At 69.5% G+C, this 22559-nt stretch carries 21 protein-coding genes; 15 read left to right on the top strand and 6 right to left on the bottom strand.

Translation table 11 applies throughout. From position 1 onward, the window contains the following. Positions 1–3 precede the first annotated feature (3 nt). The 3 genes from AAIB33_RS13190 to AAIB33_RS13180 form a co-directional block, all read right to left on the bottom strand. Positions 4–792 (bottom strand): amino acid ABC transporter ATP-binding protein, encoded by a 789-nt coding sequence (locus AAIB33_RS13190; protein ID WP_345800419.1) that lies wholly within the window; start codon positions 790–792, stop codon positions 4–6. Next, a complete protein-coding gene (locus AAIB33_RS13185; protein ID WP_345800418.1) occupies positions 789–1859 on the bottom strand; it encodes an amino acid ABC transporter permease in 1071 nt (356 codons plus the stop codon). The genes AAIB33_RS13190 and AAIB33_RS13185 overlap by 4 nt, the downstream gene beginning before the upstream one ends. 129 nt (positions 1860–1988) lie before the next feature. After that, on the bottom strand, positions 1989–3329 hold the full coding sequence (locus AAIB33_RS13180) for a M20/M25/M40 family metallo-hydrolase (RefSeq protein ID WP_345800417.1): 1341 nt from the start codon (positions 3327–3329) through the stop codon (positions 1989–1991). Between the two features lie 153 nt (positions 3330–3482). Between AAIB33_RS13180 and AAIB33_RS13175 the strand changes: the two genes are divergently transcribed. The 5 genes from AAIB33_RS13175 (at position 3483) to AAIB33_RS13155 (ending at position 10330) form a co-directional block, all read left to right on the top strand. Beyond that, positions 3483–4337, top strand: a complete 855-nt coding sequence (locus tag AAIB33_RS13175) for a rhodanese-like domain-containing protein (protein ID WP_345800416.1) — start codon at positions 3483–3485, stop codon at positions 4335–4337. 231 nt (positions 4338–4568) lie between these two features. Then, complete coding sequence (locus AAIB33_RS13170) at positions 4569–5993, top strand: glycosyltransferase family 2 protein (RefSeq protein WP_345800415.1); 1425 nt, start codon at positions 4569–4571, stop codon at positions 5991–5993. Beyond that, positions 5990–7825, top strand: coding sequence for a right-handed parallel beta-helix repeat-containing protein (locus tag AAIB33_RS13165; RefSeq protein WP_345800414.1), 1836 nt, complete (start codon positions 5990–5992; stop codon positions 7823–7825). The genes AAIB33_RS13170 and AAIB33_RS13165 overlap by 4 nt, the downstream gene beginning before the upstream one ends. Further along, positions 7806–8903: a hypothetical protein gene (locus AAIB33_RS13160; protein ID WP_345800413.1), complete on the top strand. Its 1098-nt coding sequence runs from the start codon at positions 7806–7808 to the stop codon at positions 8901–8903. Before AAIB33_RS13165 ends, AAIB33_RS13160 begins: the two co-directional genes overlap by 20 nt. A gap of 41 nt (positions 8904–8944) precedes the next feature. Next, on the top strand, positions 8945–10330 hold the full coding sequence (locus AAIB33_RS13155) for a UDP-glucose/GDP-mannose dehydrogenase family protein (RefSeq protein WP_345800412.1): 1386 nt from the start codon (positions 8945–8947) through the stop codon (positions 10328–10330). 21 nt (positions 10331–10351) lie between these two features. Here the strand turns inward: AAIB33_RS13155 and AAIB33_RS13150 are convergent, their stop codons facing one another. After that, the gene (locus AAIB33_RS13150; RefSeq protein ID WP_345800411.1) at positions 10352–11353 is read right to left on the bottom strand and encodes a substrate-binding domain-containing protein; all 1002 of its coding nucleotides are present in this window, start codon (positions 11351–11353) and stop codon (positions 10352–10354) included. Between the two features lie 86 nt (positions 11354–11439). Here AAIB33_RS13150 and AAIB33_RS13145 point away from each other — a divergent pair, with 86 nt between their 5' ends. The 6 genes from AAIB33_RS13145 to AAIB33_RS13120 all read left to right on the top strand — a co-directional run bounded on the left by AAIB33_RS13145 (position 11440) and on the right by AAIB33_RS13120 (position 16076). Then, positions 11440–12156 (top strand): ThuA domain-containing protein, encoded by a 717-nt coding sequence (locus AAIB33_RS13145; protein ID WP_345800410.1) that lies wholly within the window; start codon positions 11440–11442, stop codon positions 12154–12156. Next, positions 12126–13196 carry a Gfo/Idh/MocA family oxidoreductase gene (locus AAIB33_RS13140; protein WP_345800409.1) on the top strand — a complete coding sequence of 357 codons (1071 nt, stop codon included), beginning with the start codon at positions 12126–12128 and terminating at the stop codon, positions 13194–13196. Before AAIB33_RS13145 ends, AAIB33_RS13140 begins: the two co-directional genes overlap by 31 nt. A 242-nt stretch (positions 13197–13438) precedes the next feature. After that, positions 13439–13813 carry a MarR family transcriptional regulator gene (locus AAIB33_RS13135; RefSeq protein WP_345800408.1) on the top strand — a complete coding sequence of 125 codons (375 nt, stop codon included), beginning with the start codon at positions 13439–13441 and terminating at the stop codon, positions 13811–13813. Beyond that, positions 13813–14223: a RidA family protein gene (locus AAIB33_RS13130; protein ID WP_345800407.1), complete on the top strand. Its 411-nt coding sequence runs from the start codon at positions 13813–13815 to the stop codon at positions 14221–14223. The genes AAIB33_RS13135 and AAIB33_RS13130 overlap by 1 nt, the downstream gene beginning before the upstream one ends. After that, complete coding sequence (locus AAIB33_RS13125) at positions 14220–15554, top strand: MFS transporter (RefSeq protein ID WP_345800406.1); 1335 nt, start codon at positions 14220–14222, stop codon at positions 15552–15554. The genes AAIB33_RS13130 and AAIB33_RS13125 overlap by 4 nt, the downstream gene beginning before the upstream one ends. A 228-nt stretch (positions 15555–15782) precedes the next feature. Continuing rightward, positions 15783–16076, top strand: coding sequence for a hypothetical protein (locus AAIB33_RS13120; RefSeq protein ID WP_345800405.1), 294 nt, complete (start codon positions 15783–15785; stop codon positions 16074–16076). Between the two features lie 196 nt (positions 16077–16272). Here AAIB33_RS13120 and AAIB33_RS13115 read toward each other — a convergent pair whose 3' ends face one another. Next, positions 16273–16653, bottom strand: coding sequence for a cupin domain-containing protein (locus tag AAIB33_RS13115; protein ID WP_345800404.1), 381 nt, complete (start codon positions 16651–16653; stop codon positions 16273–16275). Positions 16654–16722: 69 nt separating this feature from the next. Between AAIB33_RS13115 and AAIB33_RS13110 the strand changes: the two genes are divergently transcribed. The 3 genes from AAIB33_RS13110 to AAIB33_RS13100 all read left to right on the top strand — a co-directional run bounded on the left by AAIB33_RS13110 (position 16723) and on the right by AAIB33_RS13100 (position 20250). Next, positions 16723–17559 carry a hypothetical protein gene (locus AAIB33_RS13110; RefSeq protein WP_345800403.1) on the top strand — a complete coding sequence of 279 codons (837 nt, stop codon included), beginning with the start codon at positions 16723–16725 and terminating at the stop codon, positions 17557–17559. A gap of 623 nt (positions 17560–18182) precedes the next feature. Further along, positions 18183–19352, top strand: a complete 1170-nt coding sequence (locus AAIB33_RS13105) for a hypothetical protein (protein WP_345800402.1) — start codon at positions 18183–18185, stop codon at positions 19350–19352. Between the two features lie 607 nt (positions 19353–19959). Continuing rightward, the gene (locus tag AAIB33_RS13100) at positions 19960–20250 is read left to right on the top strand and encodes a hypothetical protein (RefSeq protein WP_345800401.1); all 291 of its coding nucleotides are present in this window, start codon (positions 19960–19962) and stop codon (positions 20248–20250) included. A gap of 25 nt (positions 20251–20275) precedes the next feature. On the opposite strand, the gene AAIB33_RS13095 is transcribed toward AAIB33_RS13100, so the two are convergent. Further along, a complete protein-coding gene (locus AAIB33_RS13095; RefSeq protein ID WP_345800400.1) occupies positions 20276–20659 on the bottom strand; it encodes a hypothetical protein in 384 nt (127 codons plus the stop codon). A 401-nt stretch (positions 20660–21060) separates the two neighbouring features. Between AAIB33_RS13095 and AAIB33_RS13090 the strand changes: the two genes are divergently transcribed. Next, a complete protein-coding gene (locus AAIB33_RS13090) occupies positions 21061–22491 on the top strand; it encodes a hypothetical protein (RefSeq protein ID WP_345800399.1) in 1431 nt (476 codons plus the stop codon). The last annotated feature ends 68 nt before the right edge of the window (positions 22492–22559 follow it).

Raw genomic sequence — 22559 nt, 5'->3', positions numbered from 1 at the left:
GTCTCAGGCCAGGACTTTGGCGAGGAACTCCCGCGTGCGCGGGTGCTCCGGGTCGACGAGGACCCTCTCGGGCGGGCCCTCCTCGAGGATTCGGCCGCCGTCGATGAACACGATCCGGTCGGCCACCTCGCGGGCGAATCCGATCTCGTGGGTGACGATGACGAGGGTCGTGCCGCTTCGGGCGAGGTCTCGGATGACGTCGAGCACTTCGCCGACGAGCTCCGGGTCGAGCGCGCTCGTGGGCTCGTCGAACAGCAGCACCTTGGGGCTGAGGGCGAGTGCGCGGGCGATCGCAACGCGCTGCTGCTGCCCGCCGGACAGCTGACGCGGATAGTGGTCGGCCTTCTCGCCGAGCCCGACGCGCTCGAGCAGTGTGAGCGCGAGCGTGCGCGCGGCATCCTTCTCGAGAAGTCCCGTCGCGACGGGAGCCTCGGTGACGTTCTCGACCGCGGTGAGGTGCGGGAACAGATTGAAGTTCTGGAAGACGATGCCGATCTGAGTCCGGCGCTTGAGGATCTCCTTCTCGCGCAGCTCGTAGAGCTTGTCGCCCCGGCGCTCATAGCCGATCAGCTGGCCGTCGACGGTGACCGATCCGCGGTCGACCGACTCGAGGTGGTTGATCGTGCGCAGAAGCGTCGACTTGCCCGAGCCGCTCGGGCCGAGGATCGCGACGACCTCGCCGGGCTGCACCGTGAGGTCGATGCCCGACAGCACCTCGATTCCGCCGTAGCTCTTGTGGACGTTGTGGATCTCGACGAGGCCGCTGGTGCGGCTGACGGTCGCGGTGGTCATCGGGTCTCCTCGGAGGCGTGGATGCGTGCATCCGGCAGTGCGGACTGCGCGGGGGGTGCGGGCGAGTCGCCCAGGCGTGCCCACTGCACCGAGACCCAGCGCCGGAAGCTCTGCAGGGGCGTCGGGGGCAGCACGCGCACCGAGCCGCGGGCGTAGTGGCGCTCGATGTAGTACTGCCCGATGCTCAGGATCGTCGTGATGAGCGTGTACCAGACGACCGCGACCAGCAGCAGCGGGATGACGCGGCTGTTGCGGTTGTAGATCACCTGGACGGCGTAGAAGACCTCGGGGATCGCGATGACGAAGACGACCGAGGCGCCCTTGACGAGGCCGATGATCTCGTTGGTCGCGTTGGGCACGATCGATCGCATGGCCTGCGGGAGCACGATGCGGAAGAGACGCTTGCGGGCCGGGATGCCGAGCGCCGCGGCCGCCTCGGTCTGCCCCTGGTCGACCGACAGCAGGCCGCCGCGGATGATCTCGGCGGAGTACGCGGCCTGGTGGAGGCCGAGCCCGAGGATCGCTGCGGCGAAGGCGCTGATGAGGTTGACGGTCGGGAACTCGACGATCCAGAAGTCCGTCGTGAAGGGCGTGCCGAGGCCGAGCGACGGATAGAGGTAGCCGAGGTTGTACCAGACGATGATCTGCACGACGAGCGGCACCGAGCGGAAGAACCAGATGTAGCTCCAGGATGCTGCGCGCAGCAGGGCCGACTTGGAGAGCCGGCCGAGTGCCAGCACCGTGCCGAGCGTGAAGCCGATGACGGCGGCGATCGCGGTGAGCGAGAGGGTGTATCCGACGCCGATGAGGACCGGCTCGGCGAAGAAGTAGTGCGCGAAGACGTCCCACTCGTAGTTGGGGTTGGTGAAGACCGACCATACGAACTGCGCCACGAGGAAGATGACGATGGCGCCGATCGTCCACCGGAACCAGTGACGCGTGTGGACGACGCGGAACGAGCCGAAGTCGACGCGCTCGGCGGCCGGGCCGTCGACGGGCGTCGCGGCGGAGACGTGCTCGGGAGTCCGCACGGCGGTGCGCGTGCGGTCGTCGGCTGTTGTCGTCATGGCGGTTCCTCGTGGGGGATGTGGCGGCCGGATCGGCCGGGGTGGAGATCACGCTAGGGAGGGCGCGTGCCGCTCGCCCGTCGCGTCATCACATGCCGTAAGAAGGCGTCTCGCGGGGTAACACAGGGGTCACGCGGTGCGGAGGATGCGCTCGGTCGCGCGCGCCGAGAACTCCAGCGCCGACACGGGAACGCGCTCGTCGGCGGCGTGGAACTGCCCGAAGACGTCGAAGTCGTCGGGCACGCGAAGCGGCACGAAGCCGTATCCCGCGATGCCGAGCCGCGCGAAGTGCTTGTTGTCGGTGCTCGCCGGCAGCAGGTACGGGACGACGAGCGCACCCGGGTCTTCCGCATCGATCGCCGACTGCAGGATGCCGAGGAGCGGCGCGTCGACGTGGGCCTCGGTCGCCGACCACCATCGTCCCCACCGCACGTCGATGTCGTCGCCGACGACGCGGCGGAGCTCGTCGCGCAGCCGGTCATCCTGACCGGGGAGGACGCGGATGTCGAGCCGGGCGCTCGCCTCGGCGGGGATGATGTTGGTCTTGCCGCCCGCGAAGAGCACCGTCGGCGTCGCCGTGTTGCGCAGGCTCGCGCCGACGAGGGAGGAGACGAAGCCGAGCTGCTCCACGTCGGCTTCGAGGGTCGCGTCGTCGAAGGCGAGACCGCGCGCCGCGCCGAAGGCGAGCAGGAAGGCCTGCACGGCCTCGGTGCGGACGAGGGGGAAGCGGTGCGCGCCGAGCGCCGCGACCGCCTGCGACAGCCGCACGACCGGGTTGTCGGTGGTCGGCCGGGAGCCGTGCCCGGCGCGGCCGCGCGCCGTCAGGGTCGCCCACGCGACGCCCTTCTCGCCCGTCGCGGCGAGGTACGCGCGGCGCCCGTCGCCGAGCGGCACCGAGAAGCCGCCCACCTCGCTCAGCGCCTCGGTCGCTCCTTCGAACAGGTCGGGGCGGTTCTCGACGAGCCAGCCGGCACCCCATACTCCGCCCGCCTCCTCGTCGGCGAGGAACGCGAGGATCAGGTCGCGCTCCGGCACGATGCCCTCGCGCGCGAAGTGCCGTGCGACCGCGAGGATCGTGCCGGCGAAGTTCTTCATGTCGACGGCGCCGCGGCCGTACAGCCAGCCGTCCCGCACCTCCGCGCCGAACGGGTCGTGCTCCCACTCCTGGCCCTCCACCGGCACGACGTCGAGGTGCGCGTGGACGACGAGCGCGCCACGGCCCGGGTCGGAGCCGCGCAGCCTCGCCACGACCGAGGCGCGACCGGGCCGAGGTTCGACGAGCTCCGACTCGATCCCGACCTCGGCCAGCCGCTCCCGCACGAACAGGGCGGCGCGGGTCTCGCCGTCGCCGATCGTCTCGGCGACGCCCGTGTTGACGGAGTCGATGCGGATGAGCTCGCGCGTGAGGGCGACCGCCTCCTCTTCCAGGGTCGAGAGGGTCGGCAGGTCGATGGGCCTCGCGCTCGTCATCCCGTGACGCTAGACGCGACGCGGGGAGCGGCATCCCTTCCGCCGTCACACGGGGCAATCTGTCGAATCGTTGTGAGTCGTTTGTTTTCCTTGCGTTGCCGCATGTTTCGGCGTTCCGCGCCGATCGGTGCCGTGGGCGACGACACTCCTGCTATGCCTCATCTGATCGGACCGCGCGCACTCCAGGCCGAGCTGGCCTCCGGCCGGCCGATCCGTCTGCTCGACGTGCGCTGGCGGCTCGATCTGCCGGAGGGGCGTCCGGCCTACGTGTCGGCCCATCTGCCGAACGCCGTGTACGTCGACCTCGAGCGCGAGCTCGCGAAGCCCGGCTACCCCGAGGAGGGGCGCTACCCCCTGCCCGATCTCGCGGAGCTCGAGCAGGCCGTGCGCCGGTGGGGTGTGGACGACGGCGACCTCGTCGTCGCCTACGACGACAACGACGCGGTCGCGGCGGCGCGCGCCTGGTGGCTGCTGCGCACGCGGGGCGTCGACATCCGGGTGCTCGACGGAGGCCTGCGGGGCTGGGTCGCGGAGGGCCTGCCGCTCGAGCGCGGCGACCGGGCGCCCCGCGTCGGGTCGGCCACGCTCCTCGACGTCGACCCCGGCACCGCGACGATCGACGACGCGGCCCGCGCACCCATCACGGGGCACCTCGTCGACACGCGCGCCCCTGAGCAGTACCGCGGCATCGCCACCGGCTTCGATCCCGTCGCGGGGCACATTCCCGGCGCCGTCAACGTGCCCGCGATCACGCACATCTCGCGTGACGGGACCCTCAAGTCGCCGGCCGAGATCCGCGCCGCCTTCGAGGCGTTCGACGTCGACCTCGACCTCCCGATCACGCTCTACTGCGGCGCCGGCATCGGCTCGGCGCACACGGCGCTCGCGCTGGCGCACGCGGGCGTCGAATCCCGGGTGTTCCCCGGCTCATGGAGCCAGTGGTCGCGGTCGCCCAGCCGGCCGGTCGCCGTCGGCCGCACCCCCGCGGGAGTGCTCCAGGCCTGGTGAGCCCGCGTTTCGGCGCCTGAAACGGCAGGCGGCATCCGGACGATTCCCAGGTGAAGTGCGCCCATGGTAGGTCGTGCTCCCCCGAGAGGTAAACCCCCCAGCACCCTGAGTTCCCTCGACCTAGTGTCGGTGGTTCGTCACGTTCCAGCGCGTGGCGAGCACCCCGAATAACCGGACACGTCCGGCGCCTTGGCGCGCCGTGCGACAAGACCGACACAGGAACTCCGCTTCATGCCGACCCGACCGTACGGGAGTTCCCTCGCCATCCCCCACGACCTGACCGACACCGGCTCGGTCGTCCCCCGCGACCTGACCGACGCCGCCTCAGCCGTCCTCCACCGGATGGCGGACGCCATCCAGAACATCGCAGCCGTCATCGACTGGACGGCGATAGGCCAGTTCTTCGCCTCGATCGCGCCGTACTTCCCGGTCGCGATCGCGGGAACGATCGTGTGGGGGCTCTGGCTCTACCGCTTCGTCCTGTCGCGCCTCGCGAAGCCCATCCGCAACGACTTCCGCACCACGACCTCGGTCGTCGTGCCGTCGTACCACGAGGATCCCGACATCCTGCTCCGCTGTCTCGAGTCGTGGCGCTCGCAGGATCCCGACGAGATCATCATCGTGCTCGACGTCGCCGACCTCGAGGCGTACGACCGCATCGTCGCGCTCGGCGACCCGCGTGTGCGGCCGATCCTGTTCCACCACGTGGGCAAGCGCTCGGCGCTCGGCGTCGGCATCCGCGAAGCGCGCTTCGACGTGCTCGTGCTGGCCGACTCCGACACATCCTGGGAGCCGGGCCTGCTGGAAAGCGTTCAGATGCCGTTCGTCGATCCGCAGGTGGGCGGTGTGGGCACGCACCAGAACGTCTACCGCCGCGCGACGAGCATCTGGCGACGCGTCGCCGACTGGCTCGTGAATCTGCGCTACTACGACTACGTGCCCGCGCAGGGCAGGGCCGGAGCCGTGCCCTGCCTGTCGGGACGCACGGCGGCGTACCGCCGGTCGGCGGTCCTCCCCGTGGTCGAGCATCTCGAGAACGAGTTCTTCCTCGGCCGCCGCTGTGTCGCCGGCGACGACGGACGCCTCACCTGGCTCGTGCTCGCCTCCGGGTATCGCACGGTGCACCAGTCCGACGCGCGAGCGCTCTCGATGTTCCCCGGCACTCTGCGGGCCTTCATGAAGCAGCGCCTGCGCTGGAGCCGCAACTCCTACCGCTGCTACCTCACCGCGATCGCGAAGGGATGGCTCTGGCAGGTGCCGTTCGTCACGAAGGTGACGGTCCTGCAGATCCTCCTGACCCCCGTCACGATGGGCCTGACCCTTTTCTACCTCGTCTTCGCGCGGCTCGAGCTGACGCCCATCGGCATCACGGCGACGATCGCCTGGCTGCTGCTCGGCCGCGCCGTCCGCGGGTTCTCGCATCTCGTGCGCAACCCGCGCGACGTCGTGATCCTGCCCGTCGTCGCCCTCACGGTGATCTTCGTCGCGCTGCCGATCAAGCTCCTGGCCTTCGTCACGATGAACCGGCAGGGCTGGCTCACCCGCAGGGCGAGCCAGATCGGAGGCGACGGCCAGGACGCGCGATCGCTGGGCGCCCCGGCACGGCGGGAGACGGTGGATGCCGCGCCCCGGACCACCCAGGGGGTGGCGGCGTGAGCGCCCTCCAGAGATTCCTCGGGACCTGCCTGCTCGTCGTCGTCGTGATCGCCGCCGCGACCCTCGCCGCGGTGGCCCTGCACAATGTGCGCTTCGCGGGCTTCGGCGCCGCCGACGGCACCTCGTCGGGGGTGCGCGCCACGGGCCGCGCGTACCCCGGCGACCCCGACCGCGAGGCGGCGCTCGTCGCGGCCGAGAGGGGGCGCCTCGCCGTCGTCAAGGAGCTGAGCGCCGCCGCGCCCTGGCGACTCGACTCGGCGCAGGGTCCGTTCGTCGTGCCCACGACCCCCGCACCGACGCTCGTCCTCCCCCCGCGCGCTCAGCCCTACGGGCTCGCCGATGTGCGCAGGCTCACGGCGAACGGCGTGCAGCCGCAGCCGGACGGATCGCTGCTGCTCGCCGAGAATCTCGTCGTCATGCCGGGCGCGGTCCTCCAGATCGCGGATGCCGGCACGACGGTCAAGCTGCTGAGCACCCCCACCGCGTTCGTCTCCATCGTGACCCTCGGCGGCTCACTCGCCGCGGGCGGCGCGGCCGGGGCGCCCGTCACCTTCACGAGCTTCGACCCGTCGACGGGCGCCGCCGACACCGACACCCGCGACGGGCGCGCCTACGTCCGCATCGGCGGCGGAGCGGTCGACCTGCACGACCTGCGCTTCGCCGACCTCGGCTTCTGGAGCGGCGACACGGGCGGACTCGCGCTCACGGGCGATGAGGCGGCGCCGCAGCCCGCGCTCGCGCCCGCGGCGCGCCAGAAGGGGGCCGCACCCACGCTGACCCCCGACCAGGTCGCGACGGTGGTCTCCGGATCGCAGGCCGCCGCCGGACCCATCTCGGGCGTCGTGCGCAACGTCGAGTCGACGGGCAATGCCTTCGGCATCTTCGTGTCGGGCGCGAAGGGTCTCGCCATCCAGGGCGCGAGCGTGACGGGCAGCCTCGTCGACGGCATCTCACTCCACCGCGCCGTCACCGACACGACGATCGACGGCACGACCGTGACCGGCAGCGCCGTGGACGGCGTCTCGATCGGCCGGACGTGCGGCTCGGTGCGGATGACCGGGGTGACGCTCACCGGCAGCGGCCGCGACGGACTGTCGGTCGATGCGCGTCCGCTCGCGGACGGGCCCAGCGCGACGGGACAGGCGATCGGCGGGACGGGCCACATCGACCTCGCGAAGAGCGTCGTCGCCGACAACGGCGGCTACGGCATCTCGCTCCGGGGCGGCCAGGACCTCGCCGTCACGGGGACGCAGGTGCGGGGAAGCGTCGTCGGCATCGTCGTCTCGCAGGACGCGACCGGCGTCGACATCGACGGCAACACCTTCCAGCAGCAGGAGCGCCAGGCGATCGCACTGCGCGACGGCGTCGCCGACACGACGATCCACGCCAACCGCATGGCATCCATCGACACGGGCGTGTACCTCCGCGGCGCCGCGGCCTCGGTGAGCGGCAACAGCTTCCGCGACATCTCGAACCACGCCGTGACCATGACCGGCTCCGTCATCGGCACCCGCGTCACGGGGAACACGATCTCGGGTCACGGCTCGACACCCGTCTACGACGACGCACTCGGCGGCCACGTCGCGTCGAACGACCTCGACGGCTGGAAGCGCCCGGTCACCCCGGGGAGCATCGTCCACGCCGTCGCCCAGCCGCTGACACTCGTGTGGGTCTCGCTCGGGGTGCTCCTGATCCTCACCGCCATCCTGCATCGACGCCGCTCGGGAGTGCGGCATCCCTTCGCAGAGCAGGTGCCGCTGACCCAGCTCAGCCGCGGCATCGTCTCGCCCGAGAGCCTTCGAGGAGGCGATCATGCACGTCACGCACCATGAGCACGCACGAACCGGACAGCACCGGATGCCGCCGGGATGGGTGTGGGCCGTCGCCGCGGTCGCCGTCGTGGCGGCGATCGGAGTCGGCGTGACCCTCGCGATGGGGGTGCTCGCATCCCGCAGCGGGGGATCGGCGCATCCGGCGCCCGTGCCGTCTACGACCCCGAGCGCCGGCACACCGGCGCCCGCGCAGCCCTGCCCCGCCTCGGGGACGAAGGTGTCGACGGCGGGCGAGCTGAAGAACGCCCTCCGCTCGGCCCAGCCGGGTGACGTCATCCTGCTCGCACCCGGGCGCTACGAGGGGAAGTTCGTCGCGAAGGCGAGCGGCACCGCCGACTCTCCCATCACGCTGTGCGGCACAGCCGAGGCCGTCCTCGACGGAGGGAGCGTGACGGGCGGCTACGTCTTCCACCTCGACGGAGCGACGCACTGGGCGCTGCAGGGCTTCACGGTGCGCAACGGACAGAAGGGCGTCATGGCCGACGGGACCACCGGCACGGTCATCCGCGGCCTGACCGTCACCGGCATCGGCGACGAGGGCATCCACCTGCGCGCCGGCAGCACCGCCAACCAGGTGCTCGACAACACCGTCAGCCGCACGGGCCTGCGCAAGCCGAAGTTCGGGGAGGGCATCTACATCGGAACTGCGCAGAGCAACTGGTGCGACGTGAGCGACTGCAAGCCCGACGCGAGCGACCGCAACCTCGTCCAGGGCAACCGCATCTCGGCGACCACCGCCGAGAGCGTCGACATCAAGGAGGGCACGACAGCCGGGATCCTGCGTGACAACACCTTCGACGGGTCGGGATTCGTCGACGCCGACTCGTGGGTCGACGTCAAGGGCAACGACTGGCTCATCGAGGGCAACACCGGCACGGCGTCCCCGGCGGACGGATTCCAGACCCACCAGATCCTCGACGGCTGGGGGACGGGCAACGTCTTCCTCGGCAACAGCGCCCAGCTCGACGGCAAGGGCGTCGCCTTCGCCATGAAGTCCAAGGGCGACAACCTGGTCCACTGCGACAACACCGTCACGGGCTCCGGCGCCGAGCTCAGCAACGTGGAGTGCCGCGACTAGCGCGGGCTCCGGCATCCATCACTCATCTCGGGGAGAGAAGAATGACCGATTCACGCACGCCCTTCTCCGCGCAGCTGCGCATCGGGGTCTCGGGCCTCGGCTACCTCGGCGCGACCCACGCCGTCTGCATGGCGACCCTCGGCTACCGCGTCGTCGGGTACGACGTCGACGAGGGCAAGGTGCAGGCGCTGAGCCGCGGCATCCTGCCGTTCTACGAGCCGGGACTCCCGGAGCTCCTGCGCGAGATGCAGGCGACCGGCCGGCTCTCGTTCACGAGCGATCTCGACGACGTCGCGGAGTTCGCCGACGTGCACTTCGTGTGCGTCGGCACGCCGCAGGCGCGGGACTCGGATGCCGCCGACCTGACCTACGTCGACGCGGCGTTCACGGCGCTCGCGCAGCGCATCAGCCGCCGCGCGCTCCTCGTGGGCAAATCGACCGTGCCCGTCGGAACGGCGGAGCGGCTCACGGCCCTCGTCGCCGAGCACGCGCTCGCGCCCGCCGAGGTCGAGCTCGCGTGGAACCCGGAGTTCCTGCGCGAGGGATTCGCCGTCGAGGACACCCTGAACCCCGACCGCCTCGTCTTCGGCGTCGCGTCGGAGTGGGCCGAGCGTCAGCTTCGCGGCGTCTACGCGCCGATGCTCGAGCGCGGCACGCCCCTCGTCGTCGCCGACCTCGCCACGGCCGAGCTCGTGAAGGTCGCGGCGAACGCGTTCCTCGCGACGAAGATCTCGTTCGTCAACGCGATGGCGGAGGTGTGCGAGGCGGCCGCGGCCGACGTCGGGCTCCTCGCCCGTGCCCTCTCGTACGACGAGCGCATCGGCGGGCGGTTCCTGAAGCCGGGGCTCGGCTTCGGCGGCGGGTGTCTGCCGAAGGACATCCGCGCCTTCTCGCACCGTGCGGAGGAGCTCGGCGTCGGGAAGGCGGTCGGGTTCCTGCGCGAGGTCGACGAGATCAACCTCCGCCGGCGCGCGCGGATGGTCGACCTCATCCGCGAGGCGGCGGGCGGCGACCTGCGCGGCGTGCGCGTCGCGGGGCTGGGCGCGGCCTTCAAGCCCGACTCGGACGACGTGCGCGACGCCCCGGCGCTCGACGTCGCCCGCATGCTCTACCTCGAGGGCGCCGACGTGCGCATCTACGACCCGCAGGCGAACGAGAACGCGCACCGCGTCTATCCCGACCTCGAGTACGTCTCGTCGCTCGCGGAGGCAGCGGCCGGGGCGGACGTCGTCGCGCTCCTCACGGAGTGGCGGGAGTTCGTGGATGCCGATCCCGGCGAGCTCGGAGACCTCGTCGCGCAGCGGCGCATCGTCGACGGCCGACGCGTGCTCGATGCCGGTCGCTACCGCGCGGCGGGGTGGGAGTACTCGTCGCTCGGCGGCGCGGTCACGACCCGCGTCGCGGCCGACGTGCGGCGGGCGGGCTGACCGGTCCGAGGCCGGCCGCGTTCAGGACGTCGAGCGCCGCACGATGAGGTCGGTCGGCAGCTCGATGTGCTGTGACTCGAGCGGCTCGCCGCGGCGCAGGAGGTCGACGAGCTCGACCGCTCGGGCCGCCATGTCGCGGATGGGCTGACGGATCGTCGTGAGCGGGATGCCGCGGCCCCGCGCCGTCGGATCGTCGTCGAACCCGACGACGCCGATGTCTCGCGGCACGGCGCGCCCGGCATCCCGCACCGCGTTCGCGACCGTGCGCGCGATGCCGTCGTTGACGGCGAAGACGCCGACGCGCCGATCGGCCGCGAGCGCGACGAGGCGGTCGACCGAGCCCTGGCTGACCTCGCCGGTCCAATCCGACTCGACGATCTCGATCTCGGCGTCGGGCAGGGCTTCCGCGATCCCGTCGCGGAAGCCGCGCTCGCGCTCGCGACCGTAGCGATACCGCAGGCGGCTCGTCGCGAGCGCGAACGACTCGTACCCCTGCGCGACGAGGTGACGCGCTGCCTCGGCGCCGCCCGCCCGGTTCGTCGCGCCGACCGTCACGAGGCCCGGATCGGTCTCGGCGCGCGGGTCCAGCAGCACCGTCGGCACGGCGAAGCCGGCGAAGAGGTCGAGCTGTCGCCGCGTCGGCGTGATGAGCGCGAGCACGACGCCCGACGAGCGTCGCGCGGCGATGCGCCGCGGCCAGTCGTCGGCCGGATCGTCGCGCTCCCGCGTGAGGACGAGGTCGTAGCCGAGCTCGAACGCCCGCTCGTGCGCGCCGCCCACGACCTGATCGGTCCAGCCGCTGCCGAGCGCGCCGACGACCAGCTCGATGAGCCGCGGATCCGGGTGCGGGCGCCGGCCACGCGTCGTCGAGGAGCGGTCGTAGCCGAGTCGCGCCGCCGCCTCCAGCACGGCGGCCCGGGTCGCGGGGGAGAAGTCGCCCGTGCGCGCCAGGACGCGGGAGGCCGTGGCGGCGGACACGCCCGCGGCCGCGGCGACATCGCGCAGCGACGCGCGGCGCGGCATCCCTTCCACCATGCGTGCAATTTTTGCGCACTATGTGCGAACGGGATGCCGCGACCTGGCATCGTCGTCGCAGGAGGTGGTGCGCGATGACGACACCGAAGAGAAGCGCCCTCGTCGTGCGCGGCGGCTGGGAGGGGCACAGCCCCGTCGAGGCGACCGAGCGATTCATCCCCTTCCTGGAGCGCGAGGGCTTCGCCGTCCGCGTCGAGGAGTCGACGGCGGTCTACGCCGACGCCGAGACCATGGCCGCGACCGACCTCGTCGTCCAGTGCGTCACGATGTCGCAGATCGAACGGGAGGAGCTGGCGGGCCTTCAGGCGGCCGTCGTGGCGGGCACCGGCCTGACCGGCTGGCATGGCGGCATCGCGGACTCGTTCCGGGCGTCGTCGGACTACCTGCAGCTCGTCGGCGGGCAGTTCGCGACCCATCCCGCGGTCGGTCCAGGCGAGCAGCGCCTCGAGGGCGAGGAGAACTTCCGCGACTACACCGTGCGGTTCACCGACGCCGGGAGGCGGCATCCAATCACCCGGGGGCTCGAGGATTTCGACCTGCACACCGAGCAGTACTGGGTGCTCTACGACGACCTGAACGACGTGCTCGCGTCGACGACCCACCCCGCCGAGGACTGGCAGCCCTGGCACCGCCCGCACACGTCGCCCGCCGTCTGGACGCGCGAGTGGGGGGCGGGCCGCATCGCCGTCACCACCCCCGGGCACAGCCTCGACGTGCTCGATCACCCGTCCGTCCGCACCATCATCGAAAGGGGCATGCTGTGGGCCGCCCGCACCGCATCGGCATCGTAGGCCTCGGCTTCATCTCGACCGTCTACCTCGAGACCCTGTCGAAGGCTCCGGACGCCGTCATCACGGCCGTCGCCGACCTCGACGCCGCACGCGCGGCGGCCGTCGCGCAGACGCTGCCGTCGGCGCGCGCCCTGAGCGTGGCGGAGCTCCTCGCTCAGGACGACGTCGACGTCGTGCTCAACCTCACGATCCCGGCGGCGCACGCCGAGATCGCACTCGCGGCGATCTCGCACGGGAAGGACGTCTACGGCGAGAAGCCGCTCGCGGCGTCGTTCGACGACGCGTCGCGCATCATCGCCGAGGCGTCCGCCGCCGGCGTCCGAGTGGGCTGCGCGCCCGACACCGTGCTCGGCACGGGGGTGCAGACGGCCCGCGCCGTCATGGACGCGGGCGAGATCGGGCGGCCCCTCGCCGCGACGGCGGTCATGGTGACGCCGGGGCACGAGCGGTGGCATCCCAACCCCGACTTCTACTACCAGCCGGGCGGCGGACCCCTCCTCGACATGGGGCCGTACTACGTCACGGCACTCGTGCAGCTGCTCGGCCCGGTCGTCTCGGTCATCGGCGCCGCGAGCCGGCTGCGGCCGGAGCGCGTGATCGGCTCGGGCCCGCGCGCGGGTCAGCGCTTCGCCGTCGCGGTGGACTCGCACGTCACGGGCGTCCTGGAGCACGCCTCGGGCGCGCTGTCGACCCTGACGACGAGCTTCGACGGCGTCGCGACGAAGGCGCCGAACATCGAGGTGCACGGCGAGGCGGCATCCCTCATCGTGCCCGACCCCAACCTCTTCGACGGAGACGTGCTGCAGCATCCCCTCGATGGAGAGGGATGGGATGCCGTCCCCCCGCGAGCCGGAATCGTCGGCGCTGCGCGCGGCGTCGGGCTGCTCGACATGATGCGCGAGGACGCGCCGCGGGCATCCGGGGACATGGGCCTGCACGTGCTCGAGATCATGACGGGGCTGCTCGAGTCGGCGCGGTCGGGCGCCCGGGTCGCCCTGTCGACGACGGTGGAGCGCCCTGCGCTCGTGCCGCTCGGCTGAGCGCGACCCCGGTCGCCGGCGCCCGACCCCGTCGTGGAGCTTGTCGAGACGTCGAGCCTGAACCTGCCGGGGACCGATCTGCGAACGGGGTCGCACGGCGATGCGCTGGCGCCTTGGAGCGGGGCCGTATCGGAACCGCTTGTTCGTCCCGGTGGCGTCTATCCGTTCAAAGTTACGTGTATATACTCGTAACTATGGACTCAGAGTGCTACTGCACCAGTTTGCGAGTCGCGATGCGACGTATGACGGCCGTCTACGACCGGGCCCTTCACCCTGCTGGCATCAACGTTGCGCAGTGGTCGTTGATGCGACGCATTCCATCACCTGGAGAGGCGCCCATCACGATCCACGAGCTGGCCGCGCGCGCCGAACTCGAGCGATCGACCGTTGCGCGCAACCTCCGCGTGCTGGAGAAGGCGGGTTTGGTCGAGGTGAGCACGTCCGTCGCGGATCGGCGGGCGAGCGCGATCGTGCTGACCGCTGAGGCCGAGAGGGTGGCGGTGCTGGCCCTTCCCTTATGGCAGGGCGCGCAGGCGGAGGTCGAGCGGATGCTGACGGTTGAGGGCGCTGGTCAACTCCGTTCTCTCGCGCTGTCGGTGGGCACCGAGGAGTCATGATGAGCGCCACCCGCATCGTCGACGGTCCCGGGCTGCCGGCAGGCCTCCCGTTCAGTCTTGCGGCCGGAACCGATGACTTCTGCTTCATCAGCGGGATGCCCGCTTTGGACGCGCTCGGCCGCTATCAGCCCGGCACGTTCGAGGAGGAAGCCGACCTTGCTTGGCGCAACGTGATGCGGATCGCCGATACCGCCGGCTTCGCCCAGCACGAGATCGTCTACGTGCAATGCGTCATCGCTGACATTGGCGACTATTCTTCGCTGAACGACTGGTGGCGCCGGCAATTCACCGACATCCCGAGCGCGCCTGCGCGCTTCACCTTCCAGGCAGCCGCGCTTCCCTTCGGTTGCAAGGTCGAGATGCAGGCTGTCGCGGCCCGTCGGCCACGCACCGACCGAGTCCCGTCGTGACCCGCGTCGCACCGAACACAGACGGTCTCCCCGCCCCTCGCCGGTCGCGAGGCATCCACCCAGCATGGTGGGTCGCGGCTGTCGCCTTCGTCGCCCTGCTCGCCGCGGCCGGCTTCCGTGCCGCTCCGGGAGCGCTCATGGTGCCGCTCAACGAGGAGTTCGGCTGGTCGACCAGCGTCATGTCGTTGGCGGTGAGCGTCAACCTCCTTCTCTATGGGCTCACCGCGCCCTTCGCGGCCGCACTCATGGACCGGTTCGGTGTGCGTCAGGTTGTCGCCACCGCCCTCACGCTCGTCGCGCTTGGAGCGGGCGGCAGCGTACTGATGACCGCCTCGTGGCATCTGTTGATCTTCTGGGGACTGCTCATCGGCCTCGGCACCGGATCCATGGCGCTCGTGTTCGCCGCCACGATCGCCAACCGCTGGTTCGTACGCCGTCGCGGGCTCGTAATGGGCATCCTGACCGCGGGATCTGCTACCGGGCAGCTCATCTTCCTGCCGCCGGTCGCGATCCTCGCCGAGACGGTGGGCTGGCGGTATGCGTCTCTCGTCGTCGCGGCCGCCGAGCTGCTCGCCGTACCGCTGGTCTGGTTCGTGATGCGCGACTACCCAGCCGATCGCGGCGTGCTCCCGTACGGCGCCGACCCCGAAACGTACGAGCCGCCGGCACCTGCTACCGGCGGCGCCGCACGACGGGCGTTCGAGGGCCTCGCCTTCGCGGCGAAGACGCGGGCGTTCTGGGCGCTGGCGATCGCCTTCGCCATCTGCGGCGCCACGACGAACGGCCTGATCGGCATTCACTTCATCCCATCGGCTCACGACCACGGCATGGCAACCGCGACCGCCGCGGGGCTGCTCGCCGTTGTCGGCGTCTTCGACATCGTCGGCACCGTGGCCTCCGGCTGGCTCACCGACAAATTCGACCCACGCAAGCTGCTCATCATCTACTACGCCTTCCGCGGCGTAGGCCTCCTGCTGCTGCCCTGGCTGCTGGCCGACACGATCCACCCGAGCATGGTTCTGTTCGTCGTGATCTACGGACTCGACTGGGTCTCCACAGTCCCACCCACCGCGGCGCTGTGCCGCGAGATCTTCGGCGATCAAGGAACGATCGTCTTCGGATGGGTCTTCGCCGCCCACCAGATCGGCGCCGCGATCGCTGCGCTCGGCGCGGGCATCATCCGCGACACCTTCGGCGAATACACCTACGCCTGGTGGGGAGGAGCGGCACTCTGCGCCATCGCAGCCATCCTCTCCCTCGCCATCAAACGAGCTCGCACAGACGCGCGGAAGGACAACTCGGACGACAGCCTCCGCGATTCACTCCCGTGACATGGCACCGCCTCCTCTTCACTGCGATGCAGGAGCGGAACGCCAGAGACTCGAGCAGACCCTACGACAACACGGCCGCCACGTCGCCTCGTGCCGGACGGCAAGCCACCCTCGATTGACCGAGCCTCACTTACCGTTGGATCTGTGCGCGGGCGTCGAGGTACCAAAGTGGGGGCGTCGAAGACGATTCCGGCCGATCCCCGCGTTCCGCCGCTCTCTGAATGGCCTGTGGAGGGCATCGTCGGAGAGATTGGCAAGGGCCCCGCGCAGGGCGACTATGTTCTCGTCGATCCGGTCTGGGAGCGCCGCGCCGGCAGTGGCCCGATCGTCGGCTACGTTCTCGAGCTACCTCACCGACAGCTCTTCGACACGGACGGCAATCACCTCCTCGACGACGGGGCGTACGACGACGTTCGACCCGCGGGTGAAGGTGGGTTCATCGATCTCCTCACCACCGCGCTCGACGTTGAATGGACCGTTGATGCCGCCGCGGTGAATCATGCGTGGTCACGGCGCGCTTAGCCAACCCCAAGTGATCCGGTGGATTCTGACTTAGTCGTCGGCTGGCGGTAGAACGTCAGGCCACGTCAGGCGAAGTGAGTGCGCCCACCGTGCCGGGCTCGAGCCACGCCGGGCGATGCTCATCCCGGATGACCGGCGCGATGAAGCTCACTCGGCCCGGAGCCCATCCAGGCGTGACCACGCTGCCGATGAGCGCCTAGCTCTGCAGGTCGAGCAGACGCAGCGCCTTCGTGGTGCCGGCGGGGCAGACCACCACCGGCTGCTCACCCGCATCCACATCCGTGCCGAGCACCTGGCGCTCGATGGTTCCCGCATCCGTGGCGAGCAGGTACTCGACCGGGCCACCCTCGATGAGCACATGGATGTCGTCGGAGGCCAGTCGGTGCCAGTAGTTGACCGGACGCTCCGCGTCGAGCAGGTAGTAGATCGAGTTGTGGGCGGCCAGCGTGTCCTCGCCCTCCGTCACAGCGACGTTGGAGCGGGAGCGCGGCGCCCACCATCCCGACTCCACCGGCAATGGCTCGAGCTGCAGAGCACGTCGCCAGAATGCCGCGCGGTCGGAAGGGTCGGGGGTCATCCTTCGAGGATGGCAGATGTCTGGCCGGATCATCTGGGCACCCGGTCTTCGTATCGCTAGGGTGAGCCCATGAGCGCGGCTCCTCCGATCCCGCCTAGTGGCGATGTGGGATCGGACACTCCACACACGCCCGCCATCACGCCGCCATTCGATGAGGGCCAACGGGCCCGACGGACGGTGCGCAATCGCTCGATCACCGCCCTGGCGCTCGCCCTCGGAAGCGTCCTTCTGTATGTGATCGTCGGCTGGGTGTCCGTGCTTGTCGGAATCCAAATTCTCGGAAGCTATGACTATCAGCGAGGGCCGATCCTCGCTGTCGTCATCGCGTTGATTCCCGCAGGCGTGGCCGCTGCGATAGCGATACGCGCGCTAGTCACAGCAGCGCACTTACCTCGTGGCACTCGCGCCGGATCGCTCGCCTGGAGCATTGTTGCGACAGCCTTCAGTGGTGGGCTGCTGCTGGCCGCGGTGCTGATCGCGATGACGGTTCCGGGAAGCCCGTTGAATCCCCGATACAACCGGGAGGCGCCGGTTGATCTTTCAGCTTTCGAGGAGGTCGACTGGGATCGATATGTCGACCTCACGGTCTACGACGACAAGTACGAAGGAGAGCACTTCATCGCATACGGCACGCTCCAGGGTGCGAGTGGGTCTTGTCCGTCGGTCGCCTTCGTCGACAATGTCGAGCACATCGACGCGGACGATTACCGCGAATGGAAGTGCCTGCTCCCTGCGGCGGGAGATGTCAGCGATCCCGATCCTCCGAACCTGTCCGCATTCGAAACCGGGACCCATGTGAAGATGTGGGTCACGGTGGTGACCGAGAAGATGCGGGGCGACGAGCGCTTCCCGGTCGACCTCAATAGCTTCGCCGTTCACCATCTCGAAGAGATCCCCGATCGCTGAACGACCCCGGTGGTCCGCTCGCGCGAGCGCCACGCGGCGGAAACATACGTTTCGTGAGAGACGGTGGAAGCGGGCCAGGAGTCGCGGGGACGCAGCTCGCGGGGAGCTCTACCAAACGCCGTTGTCGCCAGTCGCCCGCCGAGACGTCAGGTGAGGATACGGATCCGGACCCGGGCGTATCAGTGCGCACGCTTTGAGACTCATCACGACTCGGACGGCACCCGCCTGCTGATAGGGCGCGCTGACCGCGCGTTATTCAAGCTGGCAATGCTTGGGCGCGTGTAGGAGCCCGCTCGTCGACCGTCATCCGCGCCGCAGTGATGCCACGCATCCCGACCCGAGTGTCTGATCCGCCACTGCTAAAGCGGTCGAGGCACTCATGTTCACACGTCTGCACACTCGACCTTCTATTGAAGATGGGGCTTCGATGTTGCTCTCGATGCCTATTGTCCGGGAGGAGCCCGCGGCTCCATACTTAGCGCCAGACGCGCAATGTCGCGCGCCGCGTGGTGCTGGTTGGGGATCGGTCATGCGTGCACTTGGGGTCTGTTGTCGTGCGCACTGTGGTTGCCAGCAAACCTCGCTAGTCGATCTTCGTGGTCCCCAGTCCCGGAAGGAAGGCCATGAAGATCAAGTCACTGGGCGCGCTCGCACTCGCGGCGTGCTTGATCATTGCTCCACTCGCGCTAGGTACCGCCGCGTACGCGGCGGTTCCAACGAACGACGATGTCGCGAATGCTCTCGAGTTGCCGTCACTGCCGTTCAGCGGGGATTTCGACACGGCCGATGCCACCTGGTCCCCAAGTGATCCGGACGCATGCCCGAACTCCAGTTCGGTCTGGTTCGCCTTCACCCCAGATCGAGACATGACCGTCAAGCTGTCCGGCGCCGGCTCCAGCTATGAGCCGTCGTTCACGGTCCTCACCGGGCCCATCGATTCCATGTCGGTAGTGGCGTGCAGGTACCAAGGAGCCCAACAACCGCTGCTCTTCCCGGCAACCAGCGGAACGACCTACCGGATCATGGTCGCCACGTGCTGCTCGTACCAGGGTTCCAGCCTGGGCGGCGCCCTGCACTTGTCGATCTCTGAAGTAGTGCCACCGCCGAACGACGACATCGCCAACGCCGCGGTGGTCGGACCGCTCCCGTACTCTCCAGCGCCTGTCGATACCACGGCGGCCACGACGGAAGAGAGCGACCCGACCAGTTGCAGCGCCTTCCAGTCGGTCTGGTACGAATACCAGCCCAGCAAGGATGTCGGCATCACCGTCGAGACGACCGGGTATCAGACGAGTGTTTCGGTCTGGACCGGCGCCCCTGATGCGCTGACGTCGGTCGGGTGCGGAAGCGGGTTCAGTGGTGCTCGATTCCAGCTGACTGGCGGGCAGCACTACTGGATCATGATCGCGTCGACGTACCCGCCGCCGGGGGGCGGCTTGCTCGGCGTGACAATTCGCGAGACCAACGAGATCGTCGGCGTGGCTATCAACTCGACCGCTACCGTGACGGCGGAGGGCACTGCAACAGTCTCTGGGACGGTGACTTGCTCGTCGAGCGGGCCGATCGACGTTGTGGTGCAGCTTTCGGAGACGTTCAAGCGTCCTCCTGGAACCGTGTGGGGGCAGGGCTCGACTACAGTTCAGTGCCACCAGAGCGCGACCTGGTCGGTACAGATCACACCCGTCGGAGTCGGGTTCGCGAAGGGTGATGCCAGCGCTCGCGCCCAGGCGATCTCGGTGGACACGTTCAACTACCTTCTTACGACGAAGGACCTCAAACTTAAGAAGTCATAGCGCACCCTTGGGACTCGGGGAGGCTTCCTCGGGACCGACTAGGGGCTGCTGACTCGGCGCGGACTGACCCGCCCCTGCCTACAGGTGAAGCACGCAAGTCACCAGACAAAGCAGGGGCGAGGTCAGTCCGAGTTGGGCCTTCCTTGGGCGCTGCGCAGATGAACGGGCGCGACTTCGACGAGGACAGGCGTGAGTCCACCTCGGCGCTTCAGCCGGCAGGAACTTCTGGGAAATGGCGCCCTCGGCAGGAGCGCGGCTTGCGAACGGTGGCGTTTGGCGCCCGCCACTAGTGTCGAAGAGTGGCTGGCAGAGACAGAGGGGCGGTGCTTGGTTGGGCAGCTGCGTCGCTGGTCGCCGTCGCAGGTGCGGGCATTCACAGACAGGTTTCCGAGCGCGCTTCCCCTATGGCTGCGATGCAGTCACGCGCGCCGTTCAATACAGTCGTCCATCGCCCAGTGCGCGAAGCGGACCCCGGCTCTTGCGCCGCCCGTAAGACGACCCATCCGCGCGCGGCGGGCGAGAGTCAGACGTCGCAAACGGGTATCCCAACAGCGAGCTGACGTACCGTAGATCGGCGATTCCGCGATCGCACTCAGAAGGGACTCTCATGAGCCAACCAGCACCCAACGACGCGGTGCGAATCAGGTTCAGTCCGGGGTTCGACGCGGAGGTCGAAGAGCACGGCTACGCGGTCTACTACTTTCCGGACCGTGATGAGGTAGCCGTCGGGACCGAGCCCGGTGGCGAGTACCAGCTCCGCGTGACGCGGCGTGATGGCGACCTCGAGGTCAGGCCCGTCGAGCGCGGCCAGCGCGGTGACGTGCTGCTTCGCGCTGACGAGATCGGTGACGTCGAGCGCTTCATCACCACCAGGGTGAAAGCCGCCCGCTACCGCTGACAGGGTCCGTCCGACGGGATCGCGGTCAGCTGTTGAGCTGGTCAGCCTCCGCCACCGCGCCAAGGCGGTCGACCAGCGTGTCGCCGGCGGACGCCATCATGCTGAACGCCGAGAAGGTGATCAGCGCCGCGATGATCCCGAGCGCGACGACGGCTGGCCAGGCGTAGCGACGCCTCACCGTAAGAACGAATGCCGTGACTGCACTGATGATGGCGACCGTCTGTCCGGCGACGGTGGCGAAAGCCATCTGGATCGCTCCGTCGACCGTCAGCGGGCCGTAGTTGTTGAAGGCGAGGGCCAGAGCCCAGGGAATCAGGACGACGCCCACGATGAGCACGGTGCCCCGACCGATTCGACCGCGCCGCCGAACGAGGGGGCTCTGCTCAGCAGCAGCCGCGTGCGTGGTCATGGTGCGACCCTATCGACAGGGCGCGCCCGGTATCACGCCATGGGCGATGACGTATGCCAATCGAGCGTGCCCGAGGCCGCCGGGGAGCACCCTTGAACGACCGGCTTCCGCTCAGTGGCCGAACCGTGTTTGGACTTGGGGGACGAGGGGTCGCACGGGGACCGCTGGCTATGGCAGGGGACGCAGGCAGAGCGGACGAGTCCGTCGATGTCCACCCATTCAAGGACCGATGGGTCGGGGCGTCCGCCTGGACTCCTGACCCGGAGCTCGGCGTCGGGCGCCTCTGTCTGGACAGGCTCGGGGAGCACAGCTCAACAAGCTCGGGGACCACCTCTCGCGGCAATGTCGGGGGCCCCGGCTACGCTGGGATCATCAGTTGAGAGACGTGCCCCCTCTCCTTCTTGGAACAGGTGCGCACGATGTCCAAGCTTCCCCAGCAGCGACTCATCGAGTCGGTGCGGGGCGTGTGCGGGCGACTGGGCGAAACCGACCCGGCTCTCGTCGTCGGTGGATTGGATGACGAGAGTCTGCTGTCGACGCTGGAGTCGATATCCGACGCGCAACGAGCCCTTGAGGTGCTCGGAGCGGTGGTGTCTTCCGAGGTAGCCGCGCGCTCCGACCGTGAGCTCGGCTACCGCGGGTTGGCCCAGCGCAAGGGTTATAGGACCAGCGTCGACCTCGTCCAATCGGTCACGGGCCAAACGCGCGCCGATTTGCGGCGGGCTACTGCCGCGGGGCGCGACCTGCGAGCGGCCGGTGACTGTCCGCCGGCCTGCGCAGAGGAGGGGATGGATGCGGCAGAGCCGGCTCCCTGGTACGCATCGCTCCCCGCGGCTCTCAGCGCAGGCGAGTTGTCTCGCGCGCAGTACGAGACTGTCCGCAGAGGTCTCGGTGATCCTCCTCTCGACGGGCGCTCCGCTGACGAACGCGACTTCCTGATCGGCGCATGGCGGCAGGCGACGACGGTGGTGCTCGCCGAGGCGGCCGACCGAAGCGTAGAAGATCTCGGCTCAGCGGCTCGGCTCGCTCGCGACACTCTCGATCCGGTCGGCTTGCAGCTCCGATTCGAAGAGCGGTTCGCTCGGCGCTCGTTTCGGGCATGGATCGATCAGGACGGTCAGCATCACGCGCGCATCGTCTTCGATGACGAGGCGGCGGTCTGGGTGCACACCATCATGCGAGCAGCTCTCCGGCCGCGGCGCGGGCCGCGGTTCGCGGATCCCTCGGCGGCTTCCGATCAGGACGAGTCGGCAGTCGATGACCCGCGCACGAACGAGCAACTGCAGTACGACACCCTCATCGGGGTTCTCCGTACGGGAGCCGCCGCAGACCCCGCACAGGCCTTCGGCGACCGCCAGCCCGGCATCCGCATCGTCGTGCCCGAGCGCTCCCTCGCCGACCGTGACGAGAAGGGACGCCCAGTCGGCGCCGCCTACGCCGAGGAGACGGGGCAGGCGCTTCCCGCGACGATCGCCGAGCGGTATCAGTGTGATGCCGGCACCAAGATCATGCTGGTCGCTGGGGAGGGGAAGCCGCTCGACGTCGGACGGGACCAGCGGCTGTTCACGGTCCGACAGCGCGAGGCGCTGGCGCTCCGCGATGGCGGCTGCTTTGGTGTGGTGCCGAACCGTCGCGCTGCGAAGCGCACCACCTTCGACATTGGCAGGCGCACGGCGGACGCACCGACCTCGCGGACGGCGTGCTGCTGTGCCGCAACTGCCATATGCGGCTCCACAACCAGGGCTGGCTCATCACCCGCACGGATACGACGTACTACCTCCATCCGCCGGGCGGCGGAGAACCGCGAGTACTTCGCGCGCGCTCGCTGCTGAGATTTCAGAAGGAGTGATGAGCGGCTCAGCCGCCGCCGCGCCAGTCGTCGTGTGCCAGAGCGCTTGTG

Source organism: Microbacterium sp. AZCO (genome assembly GCF_039614715.1).
In the GTDB taxonomy this organism is placed as follows: domain Bacteria; phylum Actinomycetota; class Actinomycetes; order Actinomycetales; family Microbacteriaceae; genus Microbacterium.
Note: the sequence above shows the minus strand (reverse complement) of the source record. Positions and strands in the feature narration are given on the sequence as shown.

Bases quoted from the DNA above. Each gene is read 5' to 3' on its own strand.
- AAIB33_RS13150 (WP_345800411.1), bottom strand. From the start codon at position 11,353: ATGCCGCGCCGCGCGTCGCTGCGCGATGTCGCCGCGGCCGCGGGCGTG.
- AAIB33_RS13160 (WP_345800413.1), top strand. From the start codon at position 7,806: ATGCACGTCACGCACCATGAGCACGCACGAACCGGACAGCACCGGATG.
- AAIB33_RS13185 (WP_345800418.1), bottom strand. From the start codon at position 1,859: ATGACGACAACAGCCGACGACCGCACGCGCACCGCCGTGCGGACTCCC.
- AAIB33_RS13180 (WP_345800417.1), bottom strand. From the start codon at position 3,329: ATGACGAGCGCGAGGCCCATCGACCTGCCGACCCTCTCGACCCTGGAA.
- AAIB33_RS13100 (WP_345800401.1), top strand. From the start codon at position 19,960: ATGAGCCAACCAGCACCCAACGACGCGGTGCGAATCAGGTTCAGTCCG.
- AAIB33_RS13175 (WP_345800416.1), top strand. From the start codon at position 3,483: ATGCCTCATCTGATCGGACCGCGCGCACTCCAGGCCGAGCTGGCCTCC.
- AAIB33_RS13095 (WP_345800400.1), bottom strand. From the start codon at position 20,659: ATGACCACGCACGCGGCTGCTGCTGAGCAGAGCCCCCTCGTTCGGCGG.
- AAIB33_RS13110 (WP_345800403.1), top strand. From the start codon at position 16,723: ATGAGCGCGGCTCCTCCGATCCCGCCTAGTGGCGATGTGGGATCGGAC.
- AAIB33_RS13105 (WP_345800402.1), top strand. From the start codon at position 18,183: ATGAAGATCAAGTCACTGGGCGCGCTCGCACTCGCGGCGTGCTTGATC.
- AAIB33_RS13145 (WP_345800410.1), top strand. From the start codon at position 11,440: ATGACGACACCGAAGAGAAGCGCCCTCGTCGTGCGCGGCGGCTGGGAG.
- AAIB33_RS13155 (WP_345800412.1), top strand. From the start codon at position 8,945: ATGACCGATTCACGCACGCCCTTCTCCGCGCAGCTGCGCATCGGGGTC.
- AAIB33_RS13135 (WP_345800408.1), top strand. From the start codon at position 13,439: ATGACGGCCGTCTACGACCGGGCCCTTCACCCTGCTGGCATCAACGTT.
- AAIB33_RS13190 (WP_345800419.1), bottom strand. From the start codon at position 792: ATGACCACCGCGACCGTCAGCCGCACCAGCGGCCTCGTCGAGATCCAC.
- AAIB33_RS13170 (WP_345800415.1), top strand. From the start codon at position 4,569: ATGCCGACCCGACCGTACGGGAGTTCCCTCGCCATCCCCCACGACCTG.
- AAIB33_RS13130 (WP_345800407.1), top strand. From the start codon at position 13,813: ATGAGCGCCACCCGCATCGTCGACGGTCCCGGGCTGCCGGCAGGCCTC.
- AAIB33_RS13115 (WP_345800404.1), bottom strand. From the start codon at position 16,653: ATGACCCCCGACCCTTCCGACCGCGCGGCATTCTGGCGACGTGCTCTG.